The following is a 21024-nucleotide window of genomic DNA, read 5'->3' on the forward strand; positions in this document are numbered from 1 at the left end:
AGAATGTGGGAATGAGGGCGATCGTGCAACTCACGGCACAGTACGTGCACGAGACCGTCGGCCAGACGCCGACGGGCACCCCACCCACTGCCCTCGGTGCGGTGGGCACACCGCCCGCGGGCACGTCCTCTTCCGACACCGTCGCGCAGCTGCGCGCCCAGGTCGAGCGGGTGCAGGGCCGCCGACTCGACGCGCCGGTGCTGCCGGTGCATCCCGCGCTCGCCTCGCTGCTTCCCGGGGGCGGTCTTCGCCCGGGGTCTGCATACTCCCTGCCGCGTTCGACGTCGGTGCTGCTGGCGCTGCTGGCTCAGCCGTCGCAGGCCGGGTCGTGGTGCGCGGTGTTGGGCATGCCGCGGCTCGGCGCCGAGGCGGCCGAAGGGCTCGGGGTCGACCTGTCGCGGCTCGTGCTCATCCCCGACCCGGGCGCGCGCTGGCTCGCGGTGACCTCGACCGTCGCCGAGGTGGTGCCGGTGGTCGCGGTACGTCCGTCGGGGCGGGCGGCCGACGGCGAGATCGCCCGTCTGGCGGCGCGGCTGCGCGATCGCGGTGCGGTCCTGCTCGTGCAGGGGCCCTGGCCGCAGGCCGAAGCAGTGATCGAGGTGGGCGAGCCGGCGTGGGAGGGCGTCGGCCGCGGGCACGGGTACCTCGCGGGCCGGGCGGTGACGCTGATGTCGTCCAGTCGGCGCTGGCCGCGTTCGCGACGGGCGCGCGTGATGCTTCCAGATGCTGCGGGGCACGTCTCCGCCGCGCCCGAGCGCATGCGCCCCGTCGAGACGCTGCCCTCGGCCGGATCCGCGGACTCCTTCCCGCAGCCGATCAGGGCGGTGGGGTGACATGACTCCGGGTGCGCCGGTGCGGAGTCTCGTGCTGTGGTTCCCCGACTGGCCGGTCACGGCTCTCGAGCGGGAAGCTGGTACGGCCGCGGCTGCCGAGGACGCGGTCGGACCGCGGCCGGGTACTTGCACGGATGCGGCGCAGGAGGAGTTCGAGGCGAAGCCCCCGGTCGCCGTCGTGGAGCGCAATCTCGTGGTCGCGTGCTCGGCGTCCGCGCGTGCGGAGGGCGTGCGCCGCGGGCAGCGCCGGCGCGATGCCCAGGCGCGGTGTCCCGGGCTGACGCTGGTCACCGCGGACGCCGCCCGCGATCACCGCGCATTCGCCCCGGTCGTGTCGCTGATCGAAGAGAGGGCGCCCGGCGTGCAGCTGGTGCGTCCGGGGCTGTGCGCGCTGCGCGCGCGGGGTCCGGCGCGGTACTACGGCGGCGAGGTCGAGGCCGCCCGCATGCTGATCGGCACCCTCCACGAGTCAGGGCTCGACGGGGTGCGGGTGGGCATCGCCGACGGGCCGTTCACTGCGGAGCAGGCGGCGCGCGGCGGCACGAACGCCGCAGATCCGGTCTTCGTCGTGCCCGCCGGTGGTGCGGCAGGCTTCCTCGCCCCGCTGCCGGTGTCGGTGCTCGACGCCTCCGCGCTGCTCGGCGCCGGCGCAGCGGGGGCGAAGGAGGCGACGGACCTCGCCGGCCTGCTCGCCCGGCTCGGCGTGCAGACCCTCGGCGGGTTCGCCGAGATGCCGACCGATCGCGTGCGCGAGCGGTTCGGCGAGCGGGGCGTCCGGCTTCACGCGCTCGCCGCAGGGCACGACTCGCGACCGGTGCAGCCGCGCACACCGCCGCCCGAGCTGCAGCGGGAGATCGCGTTCGAGCCGCCCCTCGAGATCGCCGATCAGGTGGCGTTCGCCATGCGCGTCACCGCCGACGACTTCGTCGCGGGTCTCGGCGCCGTCGACCTCGTCTGCACCGAACTGCGGGTCGAACTCGTCGGAGACCGGGGGGAGCGCAGCGAGAGGGTGTGGCTGCATCCCGGATCCTTCGACGCCGCGGCGGTTATCGACCGCGTGCGCTGGCAGCTCGCGGAGGACGTCGGGACGGGCGACGCGGCCGGAGGCGGGCTGCGCAGCGGGGTGACGCTCGTGCGGATCTCGCCGGAAGCGGTGGATGCGGCATCCCATCACGCTCCGGCGCTGTTCGGCGGCGGACCCGAGGAGCGGGTGCACCACGCGCTGTCGCGTGTGCAGGCGATGCTCGGGCACCGCGGCGTGCTGACCCCCGCGATCGGCGGCGGGAGGTGGCTGGCCGAGCGCCAGGTGCTCGTGCCCTGGGGAGACAAGGACGAACGCGACCGGAAGGCGATCGGCGCCGGGGGTCTCGCGGCGCAGCGCGCGCGACCTTGGCCGGGGAGCCTGCCCGACCCGCTGCCCACGACGGTGTTCGCCGACCCGGTGCCGGTCGACGTGCGGGCGCTCGGCGGCGAGCTGGTCGACGTCGACGAGCGGGGGAACGTCTCGGCCGTGCCTGCGCTCTTCATCGAAAGCGGTCGCCGTCGCGCGATCGAGGCGTGGGCGGGACCCTGGCCGGTGGTGGAGCGCGGATGGGATGCCGCGCGCTCGCGCCGTGCGCACCGGTTCCAGGTCGTCGACGCCGACGGGTCCGCGTGGCTGCTGGTGTGCGACGGCGACGCCTGGACGGCGGAGGCCACCTATGACTGACGCCTGCCACCGGTCGTTGAGCGAGCGAGGAACGAGCGAGACGAAACGCCCCGGATCGAGGAACGACGTCGGAGCGTCGCGCTTCGTCTCGCACGCTCGCTCAACGACCGGAACCAGGGGCGCCTGATGGGCTTCAACAACCCGGGCGTGCCATGGTCCGAGATGGAGCGCGTGCTGAGCGGCCGTCGCCGGCCCGACGCGCCACCGGTCGGCGCGGACGGCGGCGACAGCCCCGCGTGGTCGCACAAGCGCGGGCCGTACGTCGCGCCCGAGATCGAGCGTCCGGCCGATGCGATCCCGTACGCCGAGCTGCACGCGCACTCGTCGTACTCGTTCCTCGACGGAGCCTCCTCGCCCGAGGAGCTCGCCGAAGAGGCGGAGCGTCTGGGGCTGCATGCCCTCGCGGTCACCGATCACGACGGGTTCTACGGCATCGTACGGTTCGCGGAAGCTGCGGAGTCGCTGCAGCTCAAGACCGTGTTCGGCGCCGAGCTGTCGCTCGAGCTGCCGAAGCCGCAGAACGGCGAGGCCGATCCGGTCGGCGCGCACCTGCTGGTGCTCGCCCGTGGTGAGGAGGGGTACCACCGGCTGGCGGGCGCGATCACGCACGCGCAGCTGCAGGGGGCGGAGAAGGGCCGGCCGGTCTACGACCTCGAGGAGCTCGCCGCGCACGCGGCGGGGGAGTGGGCGGTGCTCACCGGGTGCCGCAAGGGCGCCGTGCGCCGCGGGCTCGCCGAGAGTCCCGACGCGGCAGCCGGCGAGCTCGACCGCCTCGTGACGCTGTTCGGGAAGGACAACGTGCACGTCGAGCTCATCGACCACGGCAACCCGCTCGACACCCGTGACAACGACGTGCTCGTCGGGCTCGCGCGGGAGCGGGGCCTCCCGATCCTCGCGACCAACAACGTCCACTACGCCGTGCCGAAGCGGCAGCTGCTCGCCGCGGCGGTCGCCGCCGTGCGCGCGAACCGCGGTCTCGACGAGCTCGACGGCTGGCTGCCCGCGCACGCCGGTGCCCATCTGCGGTCGGGGGCCGAGATGGCGGAGCGCTTCGTGCGATTTCCCGACGCTGTCGCCCGCACCGTGACGCTCGCCGACGAGCTCGCCTTCCCGCTGCGCAAGGCCAAGCCCGCGCTCCCGAAGCAGAAGGTGCCCGAAGGGCACACGCCGATGTCGTGGCTGCGGCACCTGGTGTGGGAGGCGGTGCCGCGCAAGTACCCCGACCTGACGGAGGAGAACCGGGCGCGCATCGAGAAGGAGCTCGGGGTCATCGAGATGAAGGACTTCCCGGGCTACTTCCTGATCGTCCACGGCATCGTGCAGTTCGCGCGGAGCCAGGGCATCCTCTGTCAGGGGCGCGGGTCCGCCGCCAACAGCGCCATCTGCTACCTGCTCGACATCACCGCCGTCGACGCGATCGCGTACGACCTGCCGTTCGAGCGGTTCCTGTCGAGCCTGCGTGAGGAGGAGCCCGACATCGACGTCGACTTCGACTCCGACCGTCGGGAAGAGGTCATCCAGTGGGTGTACCGGGAGTACGGGCGCGATCGCGCGGCGCAGGTCGCGAACGTCATCCAGTACCGCCCCAAGAACGCCGTGCGCGACATGGCCAAGGCGCTGGGGCATTCGCCGGGGCAGCAGGACGCCTGGTCGAAGCAGATCGAGGGATGGGGAGCCCTCCTCGAGACCGGCGCCGGCCACGACATCCCCGATCAGGTGCTGGAGTTCGCGTCCGAGCTGCTCAAGGCGCCGCGGCACCTCGGCATCCACTCCGGCGGAATGGTGCTCACCGACCGCCCGGTGGGCGAGGTCGTGCCGATCGAGCACGCGCGCATGGAGAACCGCACGGTGATCCAGTGGGACAAGGACGACGCAGCATGGATGGGTCTCGTGAAGTTCGACCTGCTGGGCCTCGGGATGCTGGCCGCCCTGCAGTACTGCTTCGACATGATCCGCGTCTCGACGGGGGAGGACTGGGAGCTGTCGACGATCCCGAAGGAGGAGAAGGCGGTCTACGACATGCTGTGCCGCGCCGACTCGATCGGGGTGTTCCAGGTCGAGTCGCGCGCGCAGATGGGGCTTCTCCCGCGCCTGCAGCCGCGCCGGTTCTACGACCTCGTGATCGAGATCGCGCTCATCCGCCCCGGCCCCATCCAGGGCGGCGCGGTGCACCCGTTCGTCAAGCGCAAGCTCGGACAGGAGAAGGTGACCTACCCGCATCCCAAGCTCGTGCCGGTGCTCGAGCGCACGCTCGGCATCCCGGTGTTCCAGGAGCAGCTCATGCAGATGGGCATGGCCGTCGGCGGGCTCACCGGCGAGGACGCCGACCTGTTGCGCCGCGCCATGGGCTCCAAGCGCGGGATCGAGCGCATCGACTCGCTGAAGAAGAAGCTGTATGCCGGCATGGCCGAGAACGACCTCGTGGGCGAGGAGGCCGACGCGATCTACGCCAAGATCCAGGCGTTCGCGAACTTCGGCTTCGCGGAATCGCACTCCCTGTCGTTCGCGCTGCTCGTGTACGCCAGCTCGTGGATCAAGCTGCACTATCCGGCCGCGTTCCTCGCGGGGCTGCTGCGGGCGCAGCCGATGGGCTTCTACTCACCGGCGACCCTCGTGGGGGACGCGCGCCACCACGGCGTCGAGGTGCGCCGTCCCGACCTGCACCTCTCGGGCAGCGAGGCGGTGCTCGAAGCCGTCGCCGGCGCTTCGACAGGCTCAGCGACCGGGGCAGAAGGGCCGACCGGCCTCGACTCGTGCGCCGAGCGGAAGCAGCCGCCGGTCGGGCTCTTCGACCTCGACGCGCCCGACGAGTCCGCAGCGCACCGCCGCGACGGGAGGTTCGCGGTGCGGCTTGGCCTGGCCGGAGTGAAGGGGATCGGGGCGACGGTCGCACAGCGCATCGTCACCGCGCGCGAGACGGGCGGGCTGTTCCGCGATCTCCGCGATCTCGTGCGGCGCACCAGCATCACCGCGGTGCAGGTCGAGGCGCTCGCCACAGCGGGCGCGTTCGAATGCCTCGGTCTCAGTCGTCGAGAGGCGATCTGGCTCGCCGGGTCGGCCGCGCAGGACCGCCCCGAGTTCCTGCCGGACTCGCTCATCGCGGTGCAGCCGCCGCTGTTCGCCGACCCCACCAGCTACGAGCGCCTCGCCGCCGACTTGTGGGCGACGGGCATCTCGACCGACGACCATCCGATCACCCACTACCGCTCCGGGCTCGATGCGCGGGGCGTCCTGACTTCCCGCGAGCTGCGCAGTCACGAGGTCGGCCGCCGCGTCGAGGTCGCGGGGCTCGTGACCCACCGGCAACGGCCGGCGACAGCATCCGGGATCACGTTCCTGAATCTCGAGGATGAGCACGGCCTCGTCAACATCGTGTGCTCGCTCGGCGTCTGGAACCGCTACCGCCGCATCGTGCGCGACTCCCCGGCGCTCATCGCGCGCGGCATTCTCGAGCGCTCGTCCGAGGGCGTGACGAACCTCATCGCCGACGCGTTCGAGGATCTCCGCGTCGGCGTGCAGCACCGCGCGAGGGACTTCCGCTGACGGATGCCGCCACGCCGGCATTCTCCATTCGGCAGTGGATGATCGAGTGAGTCTGTCAGATCTCGTCGTCCCAGTCGTCGTGCGAAGGGGGGAGATCGATCACCGCGACCGGGCGCAGGCGTCGCTGGATCGAGTTCAGGCGGGCGACAGCGCCATCGTCGACCAGTTCGTCGTCGTCGCTGTGGGCATCGCGCGCGACCATCTGGCTCGCCGGGCCGATGAGCACCGTCACCTCGCCCACGGATCCGTCCAACTCCCTGATCGGAACCGTCACAGCTTCCGCCTCACCGGCTTCGGCCAGCGCCTGGCCGCAGCCGAGGAGGGCGCCCGCGATGTCGTCCCCCGTCACGAATTCGCTTCCCGCGTAGATGACCCTCTTCACGAGGCCTTTCTACCTCGCGCACCCGCGTTCGCCCTCGGGGTTGCAGCCCGCGGCCGAACGGGGTAGACCCCGGCGGCCTACTCGACGAGCTTCCCGACGACCGACACCTCGCGCATGAGCGCCCTGATGTCGGCAGGGATGGGCGGGATCTGTTCCCGCACGACGCCGGTCGAGGGGGACCACACCAGGTTGACCTGCAGTTCGGGATCGATGTCGGGGTAGTCGCTCCGGTTGTGGCAGCCGCGCGTTTCTCGGCGCTCGAGCGCGGCTTCGAGCGTCGCGCGGGCGGCGAGCGCCGCCGACTTCAGGTCGAACGCGTGCGCGAGGTCGTGGTAGCCCGCGATATCGGGGTGAACCCCGATATCGGCCATCCGCGCCTCGATCGCGTCGAGCTCCGCGAGGCCGGTGAGCAGCCCTTGTTCGTCGCGCACCACTCCGGCGTGCTCGGTCATGGTGTCGCGGATCGCCCGCTGGAGCGCCCGGACGTTCTCGGTTCCGGATGCGGCGAGCAGATCGTCGATCTCCGCGCGAGCCGTCGCTACCGCCGCGGCCGAGCGCGTCTGGGCGGGCAGCGCCGCGGAGTACGCAGCGGCCGCCTGTCCGACGATGCGGCCGAACACCAGGAGCTCGATCAGTGAGTTGCCGCCGAGGCGGTTGGCGCCGTGGAGTCCCGAGGACGCCTCGCCGATCGCGTAGAGGCCGGGGACATCGGTGGAGTGGTCCGACGATCGCACCCAGACGCCGCCCATCGAGTAGTGCGCCGTCGGCGCGATCTCGATCGGCTCCTTGGTGATGTCGAGCATCTGCAGCTCGAGCATCGTCTGGTAGACGCGGGGGAGGCGGGTCATGATCGTCTCACGCGGGAGGTGGGAGACATCCAGCCAGACGCCCCCGTTCGGCGTGCCACGGCCCTGCTTGATCTCGGTGTAGCACGCGAGGGCGACACGGTCGCGCGTGGACAGCTCGAGGCGCTCGGGGTCGTACTTGTGCATGAACCGCTCGCCGAGACCGTTGCGCAGGATGCCGCCCTCGCCGCGAGCCGCCTCCGAGATGAGCGTCCCGGCCGCGTTCTCGGGCTCGATGATGCCGCTGGGGTGGAACTGCACGAGCTCGGGGTCGCGAAGGCGGCCGCCCGCCTCGACCGCGAGACGGAAGGAGTCGCCGGTGTTCTCATCGCGTCGCGACGACGTGCGCCGCCAGATGCGGTTGTGCCCGCCTGCGGCGAGGATCACCGCGTCGGCGTGGATCAGATAGCGCGTGCCGTCCTCGATGTCGAACCCGTACGCCCCGAAGACCGCGCCGTTGTCGTTCACGAGGATGCGCGTCACATACACGGTGTCGAGGACGGGCACCTGCAGCTGTGCGGCGCGGTTGATCAGCGTGCGCTGGATCTCGAGGCCGGTGTAGTCGCCGGCGAACGCGGTGCGACGGTAGGTGTGCGCACCGAAGAATCGCTGTGAGATGCGGCCGTCGTCCTCGCGGGCGAACGGCATGCCGTACCGCTCGAGGTCTTCGATGCCGCGGGCGGCGCCCGACGTGACGATCTCGACGGTGTGCGGGTTGGCGAGGAGGTAACTCTCCTTCAGCGTGTCGGCGGCGTGCTGCTGCCAGCTGTCGTCGGCATCCATGGTGCCGAGCGCAGCGTTGATGCCGCCGGCAGCAAGGGAGGTGTGGGCGTCCGACTTCGGTCGCTTGCCCAGGGCGACCACGTCGACGCCGGATTCGGCGAGCTCGATGGCAGCGCGAAGACCGGAACCGCCGGTGCCGATCACGAGGACGGTGGTGGAAAGCTGGCGCTCTGCAGGGATCACGTCAGACATGTTAGGCAGTTCTGTTCGATCACTCCAATGCATATTCATGGTCACATCCATAGCGATACGCTATACACATGAATCTTGAGCAGCTTCGCGCGTTCGTCACGGTTGCTCAGCTCGGCAACTTCACGCGCGCGGCCGAGCAGCTGCACCTGGCGCAGCCGTCGCTCAGTCGTCAGATCTCGACGCTCGAGCAGAGCCTGGGCGCCGAGCTGTTCCACCGTGCACGAGCGGGCAGCACGCTGACGGTCGCGGGGGAGTCGCTGCTGCCCCTCGCGCGGCGGATGCTGGCGGACGCGGCATCCGTCCGCCGTGAACTCGACGAGCTGGCCGGACTCCAGCGCGGGCGGGTGCGCCTGGGCGCGACCCCGACTCTGTGCATCAGCCTGGTCGCCGAGGTGCTGAGCGCCTTCCACGCGGCCCATCCCGGGATCGAGCTGCACATCACCGAGAGCGGTTCGCGCGGTCTGCTGGATCACCTCGCCGGCGGTGAGCTGGACCTCGCGTTGATCACGACGTCGGGTCCGGCATCCCCGGAGCGACTCAGCGTCGCGCCGCTTCTCGTCGAGGAGCTGGTCGTCATCTCTTCGGCCGGTGCACCACCGCTCACCGCGCGCGAGAGCATCGGTCTCGGCGAGGTGGCCGGTCTGCCCCAGGTGGTGTTCAGCTCGACGTACGACCTTCGGGCGACGACCGACGCGGCGTTCGCGGCCGCGGGGCTGTCCCCATACACGGTGATCGAGGGCGCGGAGATGGACGCCGTGCTGCGCTTCGTCGAGCGGGGGATCGGTGTCGCGATCGTGCCCGCGATGGTGCTCATCGAGCGCTCAGGGCTCCGGTCGGTGCGCCTGTCCGACCCGACGCTGACGCGCACCATCAGCATCGCCCGCGTCGCCGACATCTCGCCGACGGCGGCCGTCGGGGTGATGGAGCAGACGATCGTCCGCACCGCCGCCGCGCTCGCCGCGGGACCCCAGGCCACGATGCGACTCGCCTAGCCGCAGGACGTGAACGTCAGGCGGTGGGGGAGTCGTCGGCGTGGACGCAGCCGGGCGGCTCGGAGTTGCCGCTGAGGGTGAAGTCCTCGCACGTGAGGAACCGGCTCTGGTTGAGACCCAGGACGAACGATGCGACGGCGATGGCGGCGACGATGGCGAAGATGCTGAGCCGGACTCGCGGCGAGTAGTCGGCGATCACGTCAGGCCACACGGTGCGCACGACCACCCACAGCGTGAACGGGATCCCGACGAGTCCGACGACGACCGCGAGCACATCGAACAGGTTGCCCCAGAGATCGTCCGCAGCGGGGGCGCTCGTGAACGACAACACGAGCCACAGCGAAGGGATGACGAGTGCGATGGCGCGGCCGACCTTCACCCGTGGCCGCGCTGGCTGGATCAGCACCACGACGAAGCCGGCCGTCGCGACCACCCACACCGTCAGAAGCTGGTCGAAGAACGGGGTGTGCCACGCCCCGAGCGTGAACGCCGGCCACCAGATCGCGCCACTCATCCCGATGAGGACGATGCCGATGCCGCGATAGCGGGACGGCCTGTTCCGTGCGGCGTCGGGCGCGGGTGTCGCTGTCATCCCGGTCCTCTCCGGCGTGGGTCCGTGTGACGTGCACTGTAGTGCATCCGGCGGGAACGGCGGCGGACCGCGGGCGTCAACGCACGATGCGAAATGGGGTCGCCCGATCCTGTTCCCCGCAGCGCGTACGCGATATGGTGAGGCGACGGGCGGCTCGCCGTGATCCTGGGAACCGATCACAGCGCGGGCGTCCGGACTGGGGATCTCTGGGGCTGGGCCGCTGATTTCCCCTGCGCTCCCCCCGCGCAAGGACGGTCCCTCGGACGTTGCAGCTAGAGCCTGTAGCGTCCGAGGGACCTCAGCCTGTCCCGCGCGCGTCGCGCGCCCTTTGGGGGAGGGCTCGGCACTGGGGATACCTGTGCGACACGGCCGAAAGGTGCGGAACTCGGCCTGCAGCCACCCTAGCGCGTCACCTCGGAGGCTCCCCGAGCCACACGCAGGACTCTGCGCGATATGGCGAGCGTCAGCGGAACTCGCCGTCGGCGGACTGGATGATCTGCCGCATGACGTCGATCGAGATCTGCTCGCGCGCGCCGTCGGCCCACTCGTGGACCGTGAACGTGATCCCCAGGCTGTCGAGGTAGTCGGCGGTCTTCTCGAGCCGAGGAACGACCTGGATGTGGTCGTTGCCGAACAACCCTGCCGTATAGACGGGCTCGCCGGCGCGGATCGCACGTCGCAGCTCTCCGGTGGAGCGTCCCGTGATGCGGTACAGCGACTTCAGCACCTCACTGCCGAAGTCGGGGGTTCCGTCGATGGTGAGCGAAAGTGCGTTCTCGGGCGTCGTCACTCGTCCATCACAACACGTCGAATCGCGACCGCGGTGCGTCGGTCGTCGCCGTGAACAGGCGACAGCGCACCATATCGCGACCGTGCTTTCGCGGCCCGCGCCGGAGGTCGCCCACGGCGCTGCCCGCGAGCGTGGGAGCCGCAGATCGGATACCCGACACGTCGGCAGGCGTCAAGACGCCGTTTCGAACGGCGCCCGGTGCGAGAATTGCCGACGGGGAGCAGGGGTCGGGGGGACCGACCAGCATCGAAGCGAGAAGCCGTGGCTGTGAGAAGTGAGATATCGAGAGCGCTGACGCATGCGCTCGAGCGCTCGGAGATCACCGCGTGGTTCCAGCCTCAGATCGACCTGGTGAGCAATCGGGTGGTCGCCGTCGAGGCGCTCTGCCGGTGGAATCATGCGGAGTGGGGGCTCGTGGGACCCAACGAGTTCATCCCGGTCGCCGAAGAAGACGGGATGATCGCCGAGATCGGCCGCTTCATGGCTACGCAGGCGATCGCTGTGATGGCCAAATGGGGCATCGACGTCTCGGTCAATGTGTCACCCGCACAGCTGCAGGATTCAGTCTTCGCCACGTGGCTCGGGCAGCTCGTCGAGAGGATCAGCCGTCCCGCGCGGCGACTCACGCTCGAGATCACCGAGGGGCGCCAGATCGGCAACGTGTCGGCGGTCGTCGCGCGGCTCGATGGGCTGCGAGCGTTGGGACTGGGCATCGCGATCGACGACTACGGCGCCGGACAAGCATCCCTCACGCAGCTGAAGCGGCTTCACGCCACCGAGCTGAAGATCGACCGCGCTCTCGTGATCGACGATTCCCCGTCGGCCGAACGCACGATGGGTGCCGCGATCGCGGTCGCCCACGAGGCCGGCATCCGCGTCGTCGCGGAGGGCATCGAGACTCCGCAGCAACTCGAGAAGGTCAAGACGATGGGATGCGATCGCGGCCAGGGCTACCTGTTCGCACGCCCCATGCCGCGGGCCGAGATGGCGGCGCTCTTGGCGGGGTAGTCAGATTCGGAGCGTGTCGGGCGTGACGCAAGCCTTGGACCCACCGGGGCGTCGGCGAGGGGGCCGGTGACCGCGGGCCCGGGGCTGATCAGGCCGGGAGTTGGTCGCCGTGGCCTCCGGGGGGTTGCGACGGAATGACGTTCGGTTTCGCGTTTCGCGCCTGCTCGACGGCGCGGCTGTGGGTGCCGGCGGAGGGCACGTAGGGGTGCCAGTGCATGCTGGTGACTCTCGCCCACTTCTTGTCCCGCGCAGCGCGCTGCTGGTCGGGCGTCGGATCGTTGGGTGGGTGATGTCTGTCCATCATCGGACCTTACGCCTGTCACATGTGTGCCTTCCCAGGTGCACGAGCACCAAGCCGCACTCCGGATCGGCGGCGCAATCTTCTCGAACCGACCGACGATCCCCCGAGCGCGGTCTCAATGAACCCGAGTTGCCGGATGCTCGGCGTCGCAGCACCGCCGTCGCGCCGAAGGCGCGTGTACGCTCGTAAGAAGGGCACCGAGACCCCGCGCCTGGTCATTCTGAGATGAACGGCGGCGCACGTGATGCCCACGACTCCCGACGATCAGCCGGGCGATGCGTTCGCGATCGCCGCGGCCGCACTCACCGCCGGCGACGACGATCTGTGCTCGCCCCTGCGAGCCGCTGTCTCGATGGCCGGTGCCGTGGTGTCCACGCTCGGCTCGCCGATGGGCTCCGAAACGGTGTGCGCCAGCACGAAGCTCGGCGCACGGATCGACGAGATCCAGATCGACCTCGGCGAGGGGCCGTCCTGGGAAGCCCTGCGCACAAGGCTTCCCGTCACGGCATCCGACCTCCAGGTCGACGGCGGGGCGCTCTGGCCCGGCACGTGGGCCGCTCTGCGAGAGCTCGATGTGGGAGCGCTCTTCGCCTTCCCCCTGTTCGTCAGCACGCTCGGAATCGGATCCATCGCCCTCTATTCGCTGACCGCCCGCGAATTGTCCGACGCGGACATCGAGCGGATGAGCCGCCTGGCCGCCATCGTGTCCGGCACCCTGCTCCGAAGGGCGCTGAACCGGCTCGACAGGCCGAACGACGACGGCGAGGACGAGCCGTACTCCCGCCGTGAGGTGCATCAGGCCACCGGAATGGTCGCAGCGAGGAACAGGATCGGCGTGGACGATGCCCTCCTGATCCTGCGCGGCCACGCGTACGCCGCTGGGCGTTCGGTGCGCGATGTCGCGGCGGATGTCATCGCACGGCGGCTCGACCTGGGCCTGTGACCCCAAGGCTTAGGATGACGGCATGACGGCGCTCACCCGCGAGCATCAGCTGCTGGGAACCTTCGTCACGCTGGCGGACTCCCTGGTCGACGACTTCGACGTCGTCGATGTGCTCCAGCGACTCGTCGACGACTGCATCTCGCTCTTCGACGCGTCGGCTGCCGGCATCCTGCTCCTGAGTCCGTCGAAGCGGCTCGAGGTGATCGCCTCCACGAGCGAGCGAAGCGAACTCGTCGAGCTGATGCAGTTGCGCGTCGGTGCCGGCCCCTGCGTAGAGGCTGCGACGGCGGGTGAGGTCGTGTCTGTCGACGACATCGACCAGATCGCCCATCGCTGGCCTGCGTTCGCCGCCGATGCGCGCGCCTCCGGTTTTTCGTCGATCCATGCGATTCCATTGCGGCTGCGCGACTCGACACTGGGATCGCTGAACCTCTTCCGGGATGAGGCCGGGGCGCTGAACGCGGCTGATGCCGCGGCCGCGCAGGCACTGGCGGATATCGCCACCATCAGCATTCTGCAGCAGCGGTTGGTCGAGGAGTCCGAGCTCGCACAGGCTCAGCTTCAGCGCGCGCTGGACAGCCGGGTGGTGATCGAGCAGGCCAAGGGATACCTCGCCCAGATGCTGGGCATCGACATGGATGAGGCGTTCGCGCGGATTCGGAGCCACGCTCGCTCCACGCAGACGCGTATCGGCGTCGTCGCGCGCGATGTCATCGCCGGGCGTCTGTCGCTCTGACTCGGTGCCCGGTGCGGGGAGCTAGACGGCCTGCCGTTGCTGGAGCAACGGACACTCGAAGGGATCGCGCTCGCCGAGTCCGACCTTGTTGATGTAGCGGACGACGATTCCGTAAGACTGCCAGAGGCCGGTCTCGGTGTACGGCACGCCGTGTTCCACGCAGAATGCGCGAATCATCCCCGACGCCTGGCGGAGGTGCGGTCGGGGCATCGACGGGAACAGGTGATGCTCGATCTGGTAGTTGAGCCCTCCCATGACGGTGTCGAGCAGCCGGCTGCCACGGATGTTGCGGCTCATCAGCACCTGGCGGTGGAGGAAGTCGACCTTCACATCAGCCGGCACGAGCGGCATCCCCTTGTGATTCGGGGCGAATGCCATCCCCATGTAGACGCCGAACAGCCCCAGCTGGACGCCGAGGAAGGCGAATGCGATCCCCGGAGACAGCACGACGAAGACGAGCGCGACGAACCCGATGATCCGCACCGCGACGAAGGCGATCTCGATCGGACGGCGTCGCAGCTGCTCACGTGAGAAGACGCGCCGCACGCTCGATGCGTGCAGAGAGAGCCCTTCGAGCAGCAGGATCGGGAAGAACAGCACCCCCTGATGTGCGATCAGCCAGCGCAGCGGCCCGCTTCGGCTCGCGCGTCGGCGGTCCGCCTGTTCCGGGGTGAACGCGATGACCGGGAGCTCGATGTCGGGGTCGCTGCCGATCTTGTTGGGGTTGGCATGATGCCGCGTGTGCTTGTGCTGCCACCATCCGTAGCTCATGCCCACGAGAAGGTTTCCGAGGAGCATGCTGGTCCAGTCGTTCCACCGACCGGAGCGGAAGATCTGGCGATGCGCGGCGTCATGGCCGAGCATCGCGACCTGGGTGAGCACGACGGCGAGGACCGCGCCGGTGACCAGCTGCCACCACGAGTCGCCGAGGAGGACGAAGACGGTGAGCACGCTCGCGATCACGACCGGCGCCGCGATGAGCTTGGTCCAGTAGTACCCGTAGCGGCGCCGCATGAGGCCGCTCCCGGTCACCCGCTGTGAAAGCTCGGTGTAGAGATTCGGCGCCTTCGGCGTCGTGGATCGCACGCTCGAGGCGATCGACCCGGCAGCGGTGACGGCCATCTTGTGCTCCTGTCAGAGGAAGCGCACGGAGCGTGCGCCAATGACAGGGTCCGGGCCATCTGGTCCCAGGCTACGCCTGTTATCGGGTGTGCGTGTCTGCATGCAGGAAACACGGAGGCTGTCTCCTCAACCCGCAGTCAGGTCACGGAACCAGGTGCGCGAGCAGCTCGTCGACCTCCATCGAGCACACGCCGATGCGCGAGTCCCCGATGCCGATCGGGATCCAGATCACGTCGTCCACGATGAGCCCGCCGCACGAGTACACGACGTTCGGCACGTAACCGTCGCGGCGGTCGTCGACCGGCTGCAGGATCGGGGTCGCCGTTCGCCCGAGAACGATCGTCGGGTCGTCGAGGTCGAGGAGCAACGCTCCCAGAGAGTATCTGCGCATCGGGCCGACGCCGTGAACGAGCACGATCCAGCCGTGTGGTGTCTCGAGCGGCGGGCCGCAGTTGCCGGTCTGGACGATCTCCCAGGCCTCCGCCGGTGCGTGGACGATCCCGGCCTGGTTCCAGATCACGCCGTCGTGGGATTCCGCCAGCGAGATGTTCTCGCCTCCGGTGCGGCTCAGTGCGAGATACCTGCCGTCCACGGGCCGAGGGAACAGTGCCATCCCCTTGTCCTGAGCGGCATCGCCGGTCAGTCGATGGATGTCGAACTCGCGCAGATCCGACGTGATGATCAGACGTGGTGCGATGTTGCGACCGTCGTACGCCGTGTAGGTCCCGCGGTAGTGGGTGGTACCGGCGAGGTCGGTGAACCGTACGAATCGCGCGTCCTCCATTCCGTGTCGTTCCTCCGCCGCCACCGGGGTGAGCACACGCTGGCTGAGGGAGGTCTCGGGGGAGAACACGGCGCGGTAGACGGAGTTCGTCAGCTCGCGCAGCGCCTCGATGTGCCGAGCGCTGTCTGCGCGTCGCGAGAGCGCGCGGGGCAGGCTGCTGATGGAGGTCTCGACGTCCGATGCGGTGAACCGGTCGGGAAGTCCCTGCAGCACGTTGTGCGAGATCTCATTGACGATCCCCTCCTCTTCGAGCGCTGCGCGGAAGTGGACGATGCTCCAGTCCCCTTCGTCGATCCGCGCTCGCCACAGCGGATGAGTGCGTTCCACGAAGGTCCACCGTCGGCCGGGACCGATGATGGCCTCGGCGAACTCGATGCAGGAGCGGTGACCTTCCCCGATGGAGCGGAGAGCGACGGCGACGCGATGCTGCCCGGGTGCCAACCCTGTCTGGTCGGGATGCTCGATCGCGCTGGGGTTGCACAGCGCCGCCCCTTCGACGGCGTACTCCGCCGTGAAACTTGCGCCGAGCACCAGACGACGCGCGGCGCTGATGTCGACCGGATCGGCCAGACGAGAGCTCACGACGTCGGCGTTCTCCAGAAACAGAGAGCGGACATCGGGATGCCGCGAGCCGAAGTCGCGGGTCAGCTCGGCCGCGAGCTCGTCGGCCCGATCGGCGGGGATCGCCATGACGCGCGCGATGATCTCGCCCGCGCGCGAATGCTCGGCGGACCATTCTTCGCCCGGCAGGAACAACTGGGCGATCACGCGGTCTGGCTGCGCGCTCAGTTCCGCCGTGTGGATGCGTGCCGTCATGTCGCGGTCAGCACACGGTGTCGGAGTGCTTGCTGGTACGTGCTCAGGGCGGCCAGGGTCGATTCGGCGCCACGGTTCTCGTTTCTGCCGTCGCGTTCGAGTCCGTCGAAGCCGGCGCCGGTCTGGTCGTCGAACATCACGGTCCCGCTGTCGTTGAGACCGGTGAACCACTGCCAGGCGAGCGAGATCGGGGGGAGCCACACCGGGTCGCCGGTGACGGCGTACGCCGTGGCGCACGCGTCCGCGAGTGCGGCGAGCTCCAGTGGCTGCTGGTCGAACGACGGCCCCTTCTCGCCAGGTCCGCGCCCTGCCGTCCCCGTCACGGAGAATCGCTCGTCCGATGTCTCCACGGAGAGGAGGAACTCGAGCATCCGCAGACCCTTTGCCGAGGCATCCGCATCCTCCACAGCATTCCCTGCGGCGATCAGCGCTTCTGCGATGGAGGCGTTCCCGTAGCAGAGGCGGCGCTCCGGCCACAGCCAGGTCGCATCCGGCAGCGCGGGCATCGCCGCGATGTACTCCCGGAGCAGCGTCCGGGCGATGTGGTCGTCCGCATGGACGCGCACGATCTCAGCGGCGCCGAGCGCCGCAAAGGCCAGAGTCCGCAGACTCGTCGACCGCTCGCGCGCGGCGATGCGGAAGGTGCGCAGCGCGCGAGCGCGGGTCCACGGGTCGCCCCGCTGCGCGGCGATCGTGCCGAGTGCCCACAGAAGCCGGCCCCACCAGTCGCCCATCGCCGGGTTGTCGGACCAGTCGCCGTCGGCGCTCATCCGATTGTGCGCGAGCCCGTCTGCGCGCACCGCCGACTCCAGGAAGCGCAGATAGATCGCGCCCAGCTTCCGGAGCTCGACGGTCTGCTGCCGCTCGCGCGCGACCACGATCAGCGCCCGCGCCACGTCGTCGGTGCAGTATCCGTGTTCGCGGCGCGGCATGGCGAGCAGAGCGTGTTCGAAGATGCCGTTGTGATCCGTCAGCGCGTGCAGGTGTTCGTACGGCGGAGAGGGGTCCATCATGCCGCCCTGTCGGCGGCGAGCCTCGCCGTGACTGCGCGGTAGCGGTCGGCGACCGCGGACCACGTCGTCTCGTTCGTCTCGCGGAGCGCGGCTTCGCGCATGCGATCGGCGACGGACGTGCCGGTGATGATCTCGCGCAGCGCCTGCGCCGTGGCGTCCGGGTTCTGGTGCGGGACGACGATCCCGGCCCCGCTCGACAGCAGCTCCACCGCGTGGGGGAACGCCGTGGCGACGACGGGGACGCCGGCTGCCACCGCTTCGGCGAGGACGCCGGAGGTCGCCTGGTCGACGGAGTCGTACGGCAGGAGGACGACGTCCGCCGACGCGATGAGCGCGGCGAGCTGCGGCGGTTCGAGATAGCGTCCGTCCATGCGAACGGACGACTCGATGCCGAGGTCGCCGGCGAGACCGGCGAGCATGGTGCGGTAGCTCTCCCCGGCATGCGCGAGCACCTTGGGGTGCGTCTGCCCGGCGACGATGTATTCGACGTTCGGAGTGATGTCCGCGAGCTGCGCCATGGCGCGGATGCCCCATTCGATGCCCTTGCCGGGCGAGAGGAGGCCCCACGTGACGACGCGGCGGCCATTGTGCGGCTTCGTGTCGCGGAGAGCCACGTGCTGCACGCCGTGCGGCACGACGTGAACGCGAGCGAGATCGACTGCGTAGATCGCGGCGAGGTTGTCGCGGGCATGGGTCGTCATCACGACGACCACGGACGCGAGTCGACACACTTCGATGAGGACTTCCCGCTGATGCGGAGTAGGCGCCACGAGAACGGTGTGGAGCACGACGATCGCGGGGATGCTCAGCGCGGCGAGCACGTCGAGAACCTGGTCTCCGTCGCGTCCGCCGTAGATGCCGTATTCGTGCTGCACGATCGCGACATCGCACGCATCGAGCGCCATGGTCGCGCGCAACGTGCTGAGGCTGTCACCGGCGATCAGATCGGTGCGCACGCGCGACCGCGCACGGGGATCAGGCCGACCGCGATCCTCGGGCTGATCGAGCGCCCGTACGACGGTGCCTTCGTCGTCGTGACCGACGAGAGCATCGGAGAGCGACTTGGTGAATGTGGCCAGCCCGCAGCGAGTCGGCGGAAAGGTGCTGAGGAATCCGTAGTGGGTCACGGTGACGCTCTCTGATGATGCCCGTGCGGATTCGCTCCGGACGATGGCGAGACGTCTGCCGGCGGCATCCCTCGTGGAACCGCGCCTTCATCGCCGTGGTCCGGTCCACGTCCGGGTACGAGCCGGACGCTGTGGTTGCACGCTACACGTCCGGCCTGGACGTCGTCACAGGATCAGCGAGCCAGCACGGTCTCGTAGACGCTCAGGTACTGGTCGACCATCCGCTCCACGCCGAATCGCGCGACGGCGCGATCGTGGACGCGACGCCGGTTCAGCGCCACGACGGCGGGGAGCGCCGCGACCGCCTCGTCGATCGAGGCCACGGTGCTGCCGGTCACACCCTCGTCGATCACCTCCGACATCGAGCCGCGGCGGAACGCGAGAGCCGGAGTGCCGCACATCATCGATTCGACCACCGAGAGCCCGAATGGCTCGTCGAAGTTGATCGGGTGCAGCAGCGCGACGGCGTGGGCGAGGACACGAGCGCGTTCCTCTGCGCCCACGGCGCCGAGGAAGACGACGCGTTCCCCATCGATGTGGGGCTCCACTTCGTCGTGGAAGTAGTCGGCGTCCTGGACGAGGCCGCAGATCACCAGCCGGCGACCGGCGCGCCGGGCGATCTCGATGGCCGTCGCGGTGCCCTTGTCGGGGTGGATGCGTCCGAACGACACCAGGTAGTCGTCCGGCTCGGCTACGTACGGGAGTTCCTCGGGATCGATCCCGTGGTAGATCGTGGCGAGGTACTCCAGGCCGGGGGAGCGATCTGCGTCGGAGATCGAGACGTACGTCGAAGCCGAGGCGAGGTAGGCGGGCAGGATCGCGGGACCGGAGAAGCCGTGGATCGTCGTGATCATCGGCGCGCCCCATTGGGCGGTGAAGGCGAGCGGCAGCCAGTCGAGCTGGTTGTGCGCGAGATCGTATTCGCTCGACCGTTCCAGTGCGTGTGCGACGTGGAGCGCCTCCCACACCCGGCCGTCCATCGTCGGATCCTCCGCGTAGCCGTGCGGCGCGACGGCATCGAGGTCGCCGCCCGTGATCGAGTCGGCGGTCGCGAACAGGGTCACGTCCACCCCGCGGCGCACCAGCCCTTCGGTGAGCAGGCTCGTCACGCGCTCCCACGGTCCATAACTGATCGGCGGCGTCCGCCAGGCGATGGGACCGAGCATCGCGACCTTCACTCGAGCACTCGTCGGTTCGTCGCGGTCGCAGGCACGTCACTGCCGTTCGTCGGTGGCTGTGCGCTCATGGTCGGACGTTACGCCCCCATCCTGGACGGTTCACAGCGCGGGTCGGCTCGCGCGCTCACTGCCGGCTCCGCGAGTACTCCGGTCTGCTCGCGCCAGGGCCCCACTCGCGACCGCCGCGTGGGACGATGAGGCATGGAACAGTCATCACGCGCCCGATCGTGCGCCGTGGGAGATCTCGACGCCTTCGACATCAACCACCGCGTTTCGTTCGCGCGTCCTCCGAACCACGGCAGTTCGCGACCTCGTGTGAGCGGTCGTCTCAAACGCATCCGCGGCGTGGACTATCTGATCGGCAACATGCGCCGCCCAGGCATCGAACTCGTGGTCGCCTTTCCGCGACAGCTCGGCGGCGAGGTCGCGGACGTGTTCGGTCCGCTGCCCCTGACATATCTGATCGAGGTAGGGCAGCCGATGCAGGACCTTCGGCAACCGTTCACACACTGAACGGCATGCCGAGATTGCTCGCACCGACGTCGCGATCCTGACGGCGAGCGCACACTGCCCCGGGAGGAGGTCCGGGATCCCCGCCAGGGTGGACGTGTCGAACGCGGCCGCGCTCACTCGCTGTGCTCCGCCCGCCTCGTGGGAGAATCGATCGGCGCGCACCGCATTCGTCCGGGGCCCGCGAAGTGAAGGGGGTCGTGATGTCGACGGTGTCTCCGGCACTCGGCCGGCGTGAGCGCAACAAGCAAGACAAGCTCGACCGCATCGTCCGCGCCGCCAGCACTCTGTTCGCGAGTCACGGCATCGACGAGGTCACGACGCAGCAGATCGCCGAGGCGGCCGACATCGGCGCCGGCACGCTGTTCTTGTACGCCAAGAGCAAGAGTGAGCTGCTGCTCATGGTGCAGAACGCCCACTACGCCACCGCGCTGGAGCGCGGACGCCAGGCCGCGGCATCCACCGATGGTGTCGTCGATGGCATCATCGCGCAGATGGAGCCGATCGTGGCCTGCAATCGGGTGCACGTCGACAATGGACGCATCTACCTGCGGGAGATCCTGTTCGGGGATGCCTCGGAGCCGCACCACGCCGAGGCGCTCGAGATCGTGGAGCAGAACGAGCAGGACATCGCCGGGATTCTGGTCGCGCGTGCCGGCGCGACGCAGACCGACGCGCTCGTCCTGGCGCGGGTGATCTCCTCGGCGCTGCTGGTCACGATGGCCGCGGCGGATCGTGCGTGGTCGGTCGCCGAGGTCATGACCGCCGTGCGGACGCAAATCGCGGCAATCATGCGCTGACGGGGCACCCGAGCGTGAGCCCGGAT

The 21024-nt window shown here is 69.6% G+C and carries 18 protein-coding genes; 9 read left to right on the forward strand and 9 right to left on the reverse strand.

The features are described from left to right. Positions 1-11 precede the first annotated feature (11 nt). From ASF40_RS12870 to ASF40_RS12880, 3 genes are all read left to right on the forward strand, one after another. A complete protein-coding gene (locus tag ASF40_RS12870; protein ID WP_235560226.1) occupies positions 12-833 on the forward strand; it encodes a hypothetical protein in 822 nt (273 codons plus the stop codon). Between the two features lies 1 nt (position 834). Further along, a complete protein-coding gene (locus tag ASF40_RS12875) occupies positions 835-2541 on the forward strand; it encodes a Y-family DNA polymerase (RefSeq protein ID WP_056369584.1) in 1707 nt (568 codons plus the stop codon). 126 nt (positions 2542-2667) lie between these two features. Next, on the forward strand, positions 2668-6084 hold the full coding sequence (locus ASF40_RS12880) for an error-prone DNA polymerase (protein WP_056369586.1): 3417 nt from the start codon (positions 2668-2670) through the stop codon (positions 6082-6084). A gap of 55 nt (positions 6085-6139) precedes the next feature. Here ASF40_RS12880 and ASF40_RS12885 read toward each other — a convergent pair whose 3' ends face one another. Together ASF40_RS12885 and ASF40_RS12890 are read right to left on the reverse strand one after the other, a co-directional pair. Further along, a complete protein-coding gene (locus tag ASF40_RS12885) occupies positions 6140-6466 on the reverse strand; it encodes a hypothetical protein (protein WP_056369588.1) in 327 nt (108 codons plus the stop codon). A gap of 77 nt (positions 6467-6543) precedes the next feature. Then, entirely contained in the window at positions 6544-8277 is a 1734-nt protein-coding gene (locus ASF40_RS12890) for an L-aspartate oxidase (protein ID WP_200919488.1), read from the reverse strand. Positions 8278-8354: 77 nt separating this feature from the next. Here ASF40_RS12890 and ASF40_RS12895 point away from each other — a divergent pair, with 77 nt between their 5' ends. Continuing rightward, positions 8355-9278 (forward strand): LysR family transcriptional regulator, encoded by a 924-nt coding sequence (locus ASF40_RS12895; RefSeq protein ID WP_056369590.1) that lies wholly within the window; start codon positions 8355-8357, stop codon positions 9276-9278. A gap of 16 nt (positions 9279-9294) precedes the next feature. Here ASF40_RS12895 and ASF40_RS12900 read toward each other — a convergent pair whose 3' ends face one another. Next, positions 9295-9870: a hypothetical protein gene (locus tag ASF40_RS12900; RefSeq protein WP_056369591.1), complete on the reverse strand. Its 576-nt coding sequence runs from the start codon at positions 9868-9870 to the stop codon at positions 9295-9297. A gap of 463 nt (positions 9871-10333) precedes the next feature. Then, on the reverse strand, positions 10334-10660 hold the full coding sequence (locus ASF40_RS12905) for a hypothetical protein (protein ID WP_056369593.1): 327 nt from the start codon (positions 10658-10660) through the stop codon (positions 10334-10336). 267 nt (positions 10661-10927) lie between these two features. Here ASF40_RS12905 and ASF40_RS12910 point away from each other — a divergent pair, with 267 nt between their 5' ends. The 3 genes from ASF40_RS12910 to ASF40_RS12920 all read left to right on the forward strand — a co-directional run bounded on the left by ASF40_RS12910 (position 10928) and on the right by ASF40_RS12920 (position 13648). After that, positions 10928-11668: an EAL domain-containing protein gene (locus tag ASF40_RS12910; protein ID WP_056369595.1), complete on the forward strand. Its 741-nt coding sequence runs from the start codon at positions 10928-10930 to the stop codon at positions 11666-11668. Positions 11669-12213: 545 nt separating this feature from the next. After that, a complete protein-coding gene (locus tag ASF40_RS12915; protein WP_056369597.1) occupies positions 12214-12912 on the forward strand; it encodes a GAF and ANTAR domain-containing protein in 699 nt (232 codons plus the stop codon). Positions 12913-12934: 22 nt separating this feature from the next. Next, entirely contained in the window at positions 12935-13648 is a 714-nt protein-coding gene (locus ASF40_RS12920; RefSeq protein ID WP_056369599.1) for a GAF and ANTAR domain-containing protein, read from the forward strand. A 21-nt stretch (positions 13649-13669) separates the two neighbouring features. Here the strand turns inward: ASF40_RS12920 and ASF40_RS12925 are convergent, their stop codons facing one another. From ASF40_RS12925 to ASF40_RS12945, 5 genes are all read right to left on the reverse strand, one after another. Beyond that, positions 13670-14770 (reverse strand): fatty acid desaturase family protein, encoded by a 1101-nt coding sequence (locus ASF40_RS12925; protein WP_056369601.1) that lies wholly within the window; start codon positions 14768-14770, stop codon positions 13670-13672. A gap of 142 nt (positions 14771-14912) precedes the next feature. After that, the gene (locus ASF40_RS12930) at positions 14913-16370 is read right to left on the reverse strand and encodes a glycosylase (RefSeq protein WP_056369603.1); all 1458 of its coding nucleotides are present in this window, start codon (positions 16368-16370) and stop codon (positions 14913-14915) included. Then, a complete protein-coding gene (locus ASF40_RS12935) occupies positions 16367-17383 on the reverse strand; it encodes a glycosyltransferase (RefSeq protein WP_235560227.1) in 1017 nt (338 codons plus the stop codon). Before ASF40_RS12935 ends, ASF40_RS12930 begins: the two co-directional genes overlap by 4 nt. After that, complete coding sequence (locus tag ASF40_RS12940; RefSeq protein ID WP_056369606.1) at positions 17380-18510, reverse strand: glycosyltransferase; 1131 nt, start codon at positions 18508-18510, stop codon at positions 17380-17382. The genes ASF40_RS12935 and ASF40_RS12940 overlap by 4 nt, the downstream gene beginning before the upstream one ends. A 173-nt stretch (positions 18511-18683) precedes the next feature. Next, on the reverse strand, positions 18684-19676 hold the full coding sequence (locus tag ASF40_RS12945) for a glycosyltransferase family 4 protein (protein ID WP_235560228.1): 993 nt from the start codon (positions 19674-19676) through the stop codon (positions 18684-18686). A gap of 246 nt (positions 19677-19922) precedes the next feature. Between ASF40_RS12945 and ASF40_RS12950 the strand changes: the two genes are divergently transcribed. Both ASF40_RS12950 and ASF40_RS12955 read left to right on the forward strand, forming a co-directional pair. Further along, positions 19923-20201: a hypothetical protein gene (locus tag ASF40_RS12950; RefSeq protein WP_056369610.1), complete on the forward strand. Its 279-nt coding sequence runs from the start codon at positions 19923-19925 to the stop codon at positions 20199-20201. A gap of 200 nt (positions 20202-20401) precedes the next feature. After that, complete coding sequence (locus ASF40_RS12955; RefSeq protein WP_056369969.1) at positions 20402-20998, forward strand: TetR/AcrR family transcriptional regulator; 597 nt, start codon at positions 20402-20404, stop codon at positions 20996-20998. Positions 20999-21024: the final 26 nt, after the last annotated feature.

The organism is Microbacterium sp. Leaf288, from assembly GCF_001422925.1.
Classification (GTDB): Bacteria; Actinomycetota; Actinomycetes; order Actinomycetales; family Microbacteriaceae; genus Microbacterium.